Here is a 9681-nt window from a genome sequence, read left to right as displayed (position 1 = left end):
ATTTATATCCTGGTGTTACAATAAATTTGTTTCCAGCGTCATATATGTTTCCAATTTCTTTTATATAGTCTGCATGTGTTTGTCCTGATGGTTTTAAATATTGATTTTCAATTCCTAAATCCTTCTTAGCTTGTTCAATACCTTCCCAAGTTCCTTGGTTAAAGCTTTTGTCATCAATAGTTCCAACATCTGTAACCATTCCAACTTTTATACTAGCTTTTTTCTCACCTTCTGATGCTCCTCCACAACCTGCTAAAACACCTGTTGCCATAAGTAGTGTCATTGCTAATGCCAATGTCTTCTTTTTCATTATTTTTCCCCCTCTAAATCCCGATTGTTTGCTATACACATACAATCAACCTTTTTGTTCTTTTATTATTTGACAAATTTATTATACTATCAGTTTCCATTTTATTCAATATATATGTTTCTTTTTCCATTTTTATAATCTAATTAATTTTCTGTATTGTTACATATTCTAATTTTATATTTTTAATTTATTTTTCCTTATTTTGTATTAAATCATTACTTTTCCTTCCACTTTAATATCATTTTGCTAATTTAAAACCTTTTATTTGAATTTAAATAAATTAATTCCATTTATTACTTTTTTATTTTTTTCACTTTTGAATGAAAATAAAAAAATCCTACCTCCATAGACAGCTAAATTTTAAATTTAACTTGTCTACTTCAGTAGGATTATAATAAATTAGAATCGTTCTAATTTATTAAACTAAACCTTTTTTTCTTCTTCTTAAATAATTCTGTGCTAAGAAGAATCCTATTAATCCAAATATTATTGGACCTGATACTATCCATATACCTTGTTGATAGTTATGTTGTAAAAATGGTTGAATTATAGAGAATACTATAGAAAATATTAATGCTATAAGAGTTATACTTCCTACAATAACACCCCATTTTTTATTAAAGAACTGATATTCTTTCCCTATATTATCATTTAACTTAAATTTTATATATGCAAATACTATAAATGCCCATGGTATCGCTGTTGTTATAGTAACCATAAATGTTAAGTTATTATAAATTGTATTTGCAACATTTCCTCCAAATCCTATTAAAAGCATTGCTCCAATAATTATAGCTGCTTGTATATATAATGCATTTGCTGTAATTCCAAATTTATTCTTTTTAAGAATAAATTTAGGTAACATCCCCTCTGGAAGTCCTTCAAATACTTGCTTAATTGGATAGAATAACATTAATGGTAAGTTAAGCATAGCTATAAAACTAACCCATGTTGTAATTCTATTAACCCATTCTCCTAAAGCCAAAGAAGCTGCTGGAGACATTCCAAGTTCTCTACCTAACATATAGAATTGTTGTTGTACCATATAAATTGCATAGTTAAATAAATTTACATTTGGATTGCTAAATGCTGCTTTCCAGTTTATTGCCATTCCTGAAATAACAACTATTGCAATGTATAAAACTGCTATTATAATTCCTGATAAAATCATTGCCTTTGGAACATTTTTCTTAGGTTTGTCTACCTTATCTATAAGTCCACCACTAGCTTCCATTCCACCTAATATAAAAATAGCAAATACTAAGAATGCAAGTGCTGCGATTGGAGTATCATATGATTTATTAGGTCCCATAAATAAAGAAGAAATTCCGTGATAATTTAAAGGTTGTGCAAAGTGTGCTCCATTTAAGAAAAATACTAAAAGCCCACCCCCTAAAATTATTATATGCATAAGAATAGTAACAAGCATTGAAATATTAGTTAATTTTGCAATAGCTTTAATACCTCTTCTACAGAAAAATACTATAACTAAAAACCAAATAATACCTATAATTGCTGTAGTCCCTGTATTACTTAACCCAAATAATCTCCATGATTCAGATTCATCTTTTCCAAAAATCATTGTTGAAAAAGTGATACAAATCGAGCTTGTACTAAACCACCAAATAACTGCTGAAATATACCAAAGGAATACTCCAACTGTACTAAATCTTAATCCAACTGAATTTTTCATCCATGAAAAAATTCCACCTTTTTCTTGATGAAATGCTGAACTCATTTCAGATACTATAAAAGTATATGGAATAAAAAATACTACAACTCCAATAACTATGTAAGTTATTGCTGCATAGCCCATCTGATAATAGACTTGTTGTCCATTTCCTAATCCATAACATGTCATGAAAATCATTGCCACAAAGGACCAAAAACCAACTTTAGCTACCTTATTCTTTTTATTCTCATCTCCTATTAAGTTTTCTTCTATTTCTTCTGCGTACTCACCTTTATTTAAGCTAGCATCTTTCATTGCATTCACCCTTCCCTCTTTATTTTACGAATATTAATTTCATTTTCTTTTTTTTCGTTCAGAAACTTCTTAATAAAATAATATCGTTTTTATACATTTTTCTCAACTTTTTAAAGATTAACTTTTTATTAAATAGGGTGTTAAAATATTTTTATTTTAATTTTTCAAATGCTTTTTTAATACTTTTCTTAAAAAAACCTATTCATTTTAAAAAAAAATTAATCATAAAGAGCATTATCATCCCTTTTTTTAACTATTTATCATTTTTACTACTTCATTTTTTTTTAACATTTAAATGAAGTCATCTTTTCCTTTTCTTTCATTTTTCTATAAAAATATCTATTTTTGTTTTTTATTCATCTACAAAATGCAATTTATCTATTTAATTTTTGCATTTATATTTTACGAATGAATTGTATTAAAATACAACTTATCATTCTATTTATTTAGCCTTTTTATTTAAAAATAAAACTCTAAAAAATAATAAGTTACAAATTTGTAATGTAAAAAATGGAAAATGTAACCTTATATTCAAGGGGTATTAAAAGTTTTTTGATATTATAAAAGCATCTTATAAAGAAGAGAGATGAGTAAATGAAAAAAGCTATAATCACTATTTTAATAATAGGAATATTAATAGTAATCGGAACCTGTTTCTTTACTAGTAGTAAAGAATTAACTGTTCAAACTACTAAAAACAAATCACCTATAGTAGATGAAACTACAAACCATAATTCTAATAAGCCCTTAGAAAATCAAAATTCCCAAAATAGCACTAATAATCTAAATACTACTAATAATAGCAGCAGTAATAATAAAGCTAGTACCAGTTCTTTAAATAAAAACGAAAATTTAATTACACAAATAGAAAATGAAGGAACAGGAAATTTTGAAAATATCGAAAATGTGATAGAAAGCGGAGGTTATATTCAAGGTATTATTTCAGGATATCCAAACCTTGCAATTACTAATATTCATAGACAAGGTAAAGCTATGGTTGGTACAGGATATTACCAAAATAATTTAAATGCACCAAATACTTATTATATAGTAGATCTTGGTAACGGAAATTATAAATTTTATGAGTTTTTCAATGGGCAAAACGTTGCTATATCAAACGTGCAGTTTAACAAACCTTACGGAACATATCAAGGTAGCCTAACTGTAGTAAATACTGGGGGAAAAGTACCTTGTACCTTTATGCTAATTAAACCACAATCTCCAGCTCCCTTTGGTAATTCCCCTTACTATGTAGGTGAAATAAATGGAACTAAAGTTACCTTGATGCAAAATATAGGTGAATATCTAATGGATGAACATTATGCAGGAGATAATAATACTTTTTACTTACAAGATTTAAATGGAGCCATTCCAGCTCCAATTAATAAGTATGTAAATAATGGTACTACCGTATTAACAGAAACTTACAAAGACCAAGTAACAGGATACTATTGCATCAATTACTCTGGTAATAAAGAAAATTTTGATGGTGTTTATATCCAAAAAACTCAAAATGGATATGGAAATCCAGAAAATATATCTTTTACAGGAGTAACAACACCTTAAAAATAGGGATCTCTAAAAGAAGTTTAAAACTTCTTTTAGAGATCCTTTTTTCTTTTTTATTCTATCTCATCTATATATGGGATTACTCTGACTTCTACATTTGGTGCTTCTGATAGTACTTTACTTATAGTTGAACCTCTAAATAATGTTTGAAGTCTTCCTCTTCTACTATGACCTAGTATTATTTGTGTAATTCCCTCTTCATTTGCAAAGTCTACTATTGCTTTTGATACAGATGGACTTTCTTTTTCTACTATTATTGCATCAAGATTTTTTGCAAGTTCCTTATGAGATTCTAAAGTCTTATCTACTTCTTGCTCTTTAAATTCTCTCTTTGCAATCATATTTGTACAATCTACGATTAATACATATAAGTTACATTTATATCTTCTAGCAACTCTATACGCATGTCTTATAAGTCTTGAACTATTTGGATTTGAGCTTATACAAACTAAAACTTTTTCATTTATTTTTATTGTATCTTTAAATTCTCTATTTTTTTTAAGTATTGTTAAATCATCATCTATTTCATTTGCTGCTTCTCTAAGAGCAAGTTCTCTTAATGCTATTAAATTACTTTTCACAAAAAAGTTTTCTAATGCTCTTTGTACATTTTCCTTTTTATAAATCTTATAATCTTTAAGTCTTTTTATTAACATTTCTGGTGGTAAATCTATAACCATAATATCATCCGCAATTTGTAGCATTCTATCTGGTATAGTTTCTCTAACCTTTACATTTGTTATATCTGCAACCATATCATTTAAGCTTTCTATGTGTTGGATATTGACAGTTGTTATAACACTATATCCTAAATCTAAAAGTTCTAATACATCTTCATATCTTTTCTTGTTTTTACTTCCCTTAATATTAGTATGTGCTAACTCATCTACAATAACCCACTTAGGATTTCTTTTGATTATATTTTGAAGGCTCATTTCCTCCATTTTTATTCCTCTATATTCCTTTTTATCTCTATCAATAATTTCTAAATTTCCTACTTGATCACAAGTCTCTTTTCTTCCATGATACTCTAAATATCCAATTACTATATCTTCTCCTGATTCTAGCATTGCATTTCCTTCTTGCAGCATCTTATAAGTTTTCCCAACTCCTGGAGAATATCCTAAATAAATTTTCAATTCACCTTTATCATTTCCTTTATTTTGTCTATTCCTATGAAATTCCTCTATTCTATAATCAGTAATCTTACTATCCATATTTTATCCCTTCTAAAAAAGACAACCTTAAAAGGCTGCCTTCTTTTTATTTTATTAAATTTCCAGCTTTCGCAACTTTTAAGTTTAATTCTAATACATTTATTAATGTTTCTCCATTTGGAGAATCTTTTTCTTTACTTTCATTAATAAAGTTTGTAAGTTGTTCTTTGCTTATTCCTGTATGCTGTGCTACTCTGTTAATTTGTACTTCAGCACCTTGTATTGTAATATCTGGATCTAATCCTGATGCAGATTGTGTAAATAATTCTGCTGGTAATTCATCTCTTTTTATAGTTGGATTTTCTTTTAAGAACTTATCAACTTCCTTATTTACTTCATCTTTAAGTTGTTTTGATTCTGGCGACAATGCTTTATCTCCTGATTCTGGTACAATACTTTGATTATTTTTAGTCATATTATATTTTATTGTTGATGGTCTTCCGTGGAAATAATTAGGATCATTATTAAAATCTTGTCCTATATATTTTGAACCAACTACTTGTCCATTTTCATATATTAAACTTCCATTTGCTTCTTTATGTGCTGCAACTTGTCCTACACCTGTCATAACTAAAGGATAGATTATTCCACAAAGAATTGCAAAAAATATTGTTATCTTTATACCTATTTTTATATGCTTCATGTCTATCCTCCTACATTATTCCTAGCATTCTTAATAATGGTGTTATTATCATATCAATTATTTTGATACCTATAAATGGTGTTATAATTCCACCTACACCAAAAATTAAAACGTTTCTAAGTAATAATCTTTCTGCTTTCATTGGTCTATATTTTACACCTTTCATAGCTATTGGTATAAGTATTGGTATTATTATTGCATTAAATATCAATGCTGATAATATAGCTGATGCTGGTGAATGTAGATGCATAATATTTAAAACTTTCATTTGTGGTATTGCTGTAATAAATATAGCTGGTATTACTGCAAAGTATTTTGCTATATCATTTGCAATACTGAATGTAGTTAATGCACCTCTTGTAATTAAAAGCTGTTTACCTATTTCAACTACTTCTAATATTTTAGTTGGGTTAGAATCTAAGTCAACCATATTAGCTGCTTCTTTTGCTGATGTTGTTCCTGTATTCATTGCAATCCCTACATCTGCTTGTGCAAGTGCTGGAGCATCATTTGTTCCATCTCCAGTCATTGCAACAATTTTCCCTTGCTCTTGTTCTTTCTTTATAACTGCAATTTTATCTTCTGGTTTACATTCAGCTACAAAGTCATCAACTCCAGCTTCTCTTGCAATAGTTTCTGCTGTTAATGGGTTATCTCCAGTACACATTATTGTTCTAATTCCCATTTCTCTCAGTCTTGCAAATCTTTCAACAAGTCCAGGTTTAACTGTATCTTTTAAATAAATAACCCCATAAACTTTATTGTCTACACAAACTGTTAATGGTGTTCCACCATATTTTGATACTTGTTCAACTTTTTCATCTAAGTCACTAGGTATATCTCCACCTAACTTTTCAACAAAAGCTTTTATAGCTGAACTTGCACCTTTTCTTATTCTAGTTCCATCTTTTAAATCTACTCCACTCATTTTAGTTTGAGCCTGGAACTCTACAAATTCCATTCCTTTATAATTGTCTATGTTATCTGTTATTCCTAATTTTTCTGCTAAATCAACTACTGATTTTCCTTCTGGCGTTGTATCTAAAAGTGATGTAATAAGTGCTTTCTTTATTAAGTCATCTTTAGATACATCTCCTACTGGTAAAAAATCAGCTGCTAATCTATTACCAAATGTTATAGTCCCTGTTTTATCTAATATCATTACATCTACGTCCCCACAAGACTCTACAGCCTTACCTGACATTGCAATCATATTAAATCTTGTAACTCTGTCCATTCCTGCTATTCCTATTGCTGATAGTAATCCTCCAATAGTTGTTGGAATTAAACAAACTAGAAGTGCAACTAAAGTTGCTACTGAAATTTCTACATTTAAATATCCTGATAGTGGATATAATGTAACTATAACTACTAAGAATATTATTGTTAATGATAATAATAATGTACTAAGGGCTATTTCATTAGGCGTTTTCTTTCTTTCAGCTCCTTCAACAAGCTTAATCATCTTATCTAAGAAAGACTCTCCTGGAGTAACTGTTATCTCTACTTTAATCCAGTCTGAAGCAACTCTTGTCCCTCCTGTTACTGATGCAAAGTCTCCACCTGATTCTTTAACTACTGGTGCTGATTCTCCTGTTATAGCACTTTCATCAACTGATGCAATACCCTCTATAACTTCTCCATCATTTGGAACTAAATCTCCAGCCTCAATTAAAATTATATCTCCCTTTTGAAGTTCATCTGCATTAACTATTTTATAACTACCATCTTCATTTAATAGTTTTGCTTTTGTATTTTGTTTAGTTTGCTTTAATGTACTTGCTTGAGCTTTTCCTCTTCCTTCTGCAATAGCTTCTGCAAAGTTTGCAAAAAGAATTGTTATAAATAATATAACTGCTACTATAAAGTTATATATTCTTATAGCTCCACTAGCATTAGTGTGTCCAAATAAATTTGGGAAAATTGCTAATAAAAGAACTATTACAAATCCTATTTCAACTATAAACATTATTGGATTTTTAATCATATTTCTTGGATCTAACTTTTTAAATGAATCTTTAAAAGCTTTTCCTACTATATCTTTACTTAAAAGTTTCTTTTTTTCTACTTCTTTCTCACTCACAACTTTCACCTCGCTATCCTAAAAATCTCAAATGCTCTGTTACCGGTCCAAGTCCTAATACTGGAAGGAATGTTAATGCTCCAATAACTAAAATTATTACTATTAACATTACACCGAAAATAACATTATCTGTTCTAAATGTTCCTACTGTTTTAGGTACTGCTTTTTTATTAGCAAGAGATACTGAAACTGCCAAAAGAAGTATTATAGGTGCAAATCTTCCTATTAACATAACAATTCCTGTTATTATATTAAAGAATCCACCATTATTCATGTATCCACTCATTAAAGAACCATTATTTGCACTTGCACTTGTAAATTCATAAAGAACTTGTGTAAATCCATGGAATCCAGCATGAACTCCTGCTACTGCTGCTTCCCCTGAAAGTAAGGTAATTACTGTTGAGAATAAAACTAATATAGGATGTATAACTATTGCTAATGCAATAAGTTTAATTTCCTTTGCTTCAACTTTTTTACCAAAGAACTCTGGTGTTCTTCCAACCATAAGTCCACAAATAAATACTGTTAATAATACATACATTATAATGTTTAAGAATCCGACTCCAGTTCCTCCAAATAATGTATTTAACATCATTCCAAAAAGAGCTGCAAATATAAACATTGGATTCATAGCATTTAATGCTACGTTTGTACTTCCTGTAGTAAATGTTGTGGTAATAGTACTAAATAAACTTGAGCCTAAGTGTCCGAACCTTAAGTCTTGTCCCTCCGAGCCACTCATACCTTTAGCCAGTCCTAATTTCTGCAATGCTTCATTACCATGAGACATTGAATGATACATAATAAAGAACATTCCAGCTACTAATACTAGTAATGCTACTACTATTACTACACTTTGTTTTTTATTTTTAACAGTATCACCAAAAGCTACTATAAATGAACCTGGTAATATTGTCATTGATATCATTTCAATAAAGTTTGTTATTATTGTTGGGTTTGCAAATGGATGTGCTGAATTCGCTGCAAAGAATCCTCCTCCATTTGTTCCTAAATGTTTTATAGCTTCTAAAGATGCTATAGGTCCAAGCATAATGCTTTGAAAATGTCCTGTTATAGTTTTAAAACTTTCTATTCCTTTAAGACTTTGTGGTACTCCACAAAAAATTAAAATAATTCCTATTACAATTGAAAATGGAATTAAAAGTCTTGTTAAAAATCTTGTGAAATCAACATAAAAGTTTCCTAAAGATTTTTCTTTTCCTGCAACAGTTCTGATAAATCCAGATGCAATTGCACACCCTGTAGCTGCTGAAGTAAACATTAAAAATGTTATAACTATCATTTGAGTAAAGTTTGAAACCATACTTGCACCTGCATAATGTTGAAGATCTGTATTTGTCACAAATGATGCTGCTGTATTAAAAGCTAAACTAAAGCTAAAATTCTTGCCATGCTTTAATGAATTAAATATTGGAATAAATCCTTGTATCTTCAATATAATGAATCCAAATAAAAACATGAAGAAATTACTTATAAGCAACGCCTTTACATATTCCTTAAAACTCATATTGTCTTTCTTAATTCCACATATTTTATAAATACAATTGTCTATTTTATCAAAAAAGCCACTTGTCTTATATTTTCTAAAATTTATAATATTAGAAATATATTTCCCTACAATAGCTATTAAGACTATAAACACGACTAAAAATATTATTAATTGTAGTGCTACCAATTTTTTCTCCTCCTAAGTTAAAATTTATCTGGATTAAATAATGCATAAAATAAGTATCCAAATATTAATATAACGATAATTCCTAGTAATATCATAATTTACTCCTCCAAAGTTATACTTAATCTCTATCTATTAGATTATATCTATAATAAATCAACTTTCTAGGCATTATT

Annotated in this window: 8 protein-coding genes; 1 reads left to right on the top strand and 7 read right to left on the bottom strand. The window is 28.7% G+C overall.

Annotated elements, in window-relative coordinates; all coding sequences use genetic code 11:
- Positions 1 to 310 (bottom strand): BMP family ABC transporter substrate-binding protein (locus ACRDDY_RS15845; protein WP_438565906.1); only part of this gene is annotated, 310 nt, incomplete at its 3' end.
- A gap of 418 nt (positions 311 to 728) precedes the next feature.
- Positions 729 to 2297: a glutamate/gamma-aminobutyrate family transporter YjeM gene (yjeM, locus tag ACRDDY_RS15840; protein WP_438565908.1), complete on the bottom strand. Its 1569-nt coding sequence runs from the start codon at positions 2295 to 2297 to the stop codon at positions 729 to 731.
- Between the two features lie 594 nt (positions 2298 to 2891).
- Between yjeM and ACRDDY_RS15835 the strand changes: the two genes are divergently transcribed.
- Complete coding sequence (locus ACRDDY_RS15835; RefSeq protein WP_438565905.1) at positions 2892 to 3863, top strand: hypothetical protein; 972 nt, start codon at positions 2892 to 2894, stop codon at positions 3861 to 3863.
- Positions 3864 to 3919: 56 nt separating this feature from the next.
- On the opposite strand, the gene ACRDDY_RS15830 is transcribed toward ACRDDY_RS15835, so the two are convergent.
- From ACRDDY_RS15830 to kdpF, 5 genes are read right to left on the bottom strand one after another with little or no spacing between them, the layout of a single operon-like run.
- On the bottom strand, positions 3920 to 5083 hold the full coding sequence (locus tag ACRDDY_RS15830) for a universal stress protein (protein ID WP_438565904.1): 1164 nt from the start codon (positions 5081 to 5083) through the stop codon (positions 3920 to 3922).
- 46 nt (positions 5084 to 5129) lie between these two features.
- On the bottom strand, positions 5130 to 5726 hold the full coding sequence (locus ACRDDY_RS15825; RefSeq protein WP_438565903.1) for a potassium-transporting ATPase subunit C: 597 nt from the start codon (positions 5724 to 5726) through the stop codon (positions 5130 to 5132).
- A gap of 10 nt (positions 5727 to 5736) precedes the next feature.
- Positions 5737 to 7809, bottom strand: coding sequence for a potassium-transporting ATPase subunit KdpB (gene kdpB / locus ACRDDY_RS15820; RefSeq protein ID WP_438565902.1), 2073 nt, complete (start codon positions 7807 to 7809; stop codon positions 5737 to 5739).
- 13 nt (positions 7810 to 7822) lie between these two features.
- A complete protein-coding gene (gene kdpA / locus ACRDDY_RS15815; protein ID WP_438565901.1) occupies positions 7823 to 9508 on the bottom strand; it encodes a potassium-transporting ATPase subunit KdpA in 1686 nt (561 codons plus the stop codon).
- Between the two features lie 17 nt (positions 9509 to 9525).
- Positions 9526 to 9603, bottom strand: a complete 78-nt coding sequence (gene kdpF, locus ACRDDY_RS15810) for a K(+)-transporting ATPase subunit F (protein ID WP_438544292.1) — start codon at positions 9601 to 9603, stop codon at positions 9526 to 9528.
- Positions 9604 to 9681 lie beyond the last annotated feature (78 nt).

Source organism: Clostridium sp., from assembly GCF_051656525.1.
In the GTDB taxonomy this organism is placed as follows: domain Bacteria; phylum Bacillota; class Clostridia; order Clostridiales; family Clostridiaceae; genus Clostridium.
Note: the sequence above shows the minus strand (reverse complement) of the source record. Positions and strands in the feature narration are given on the sequence as shown.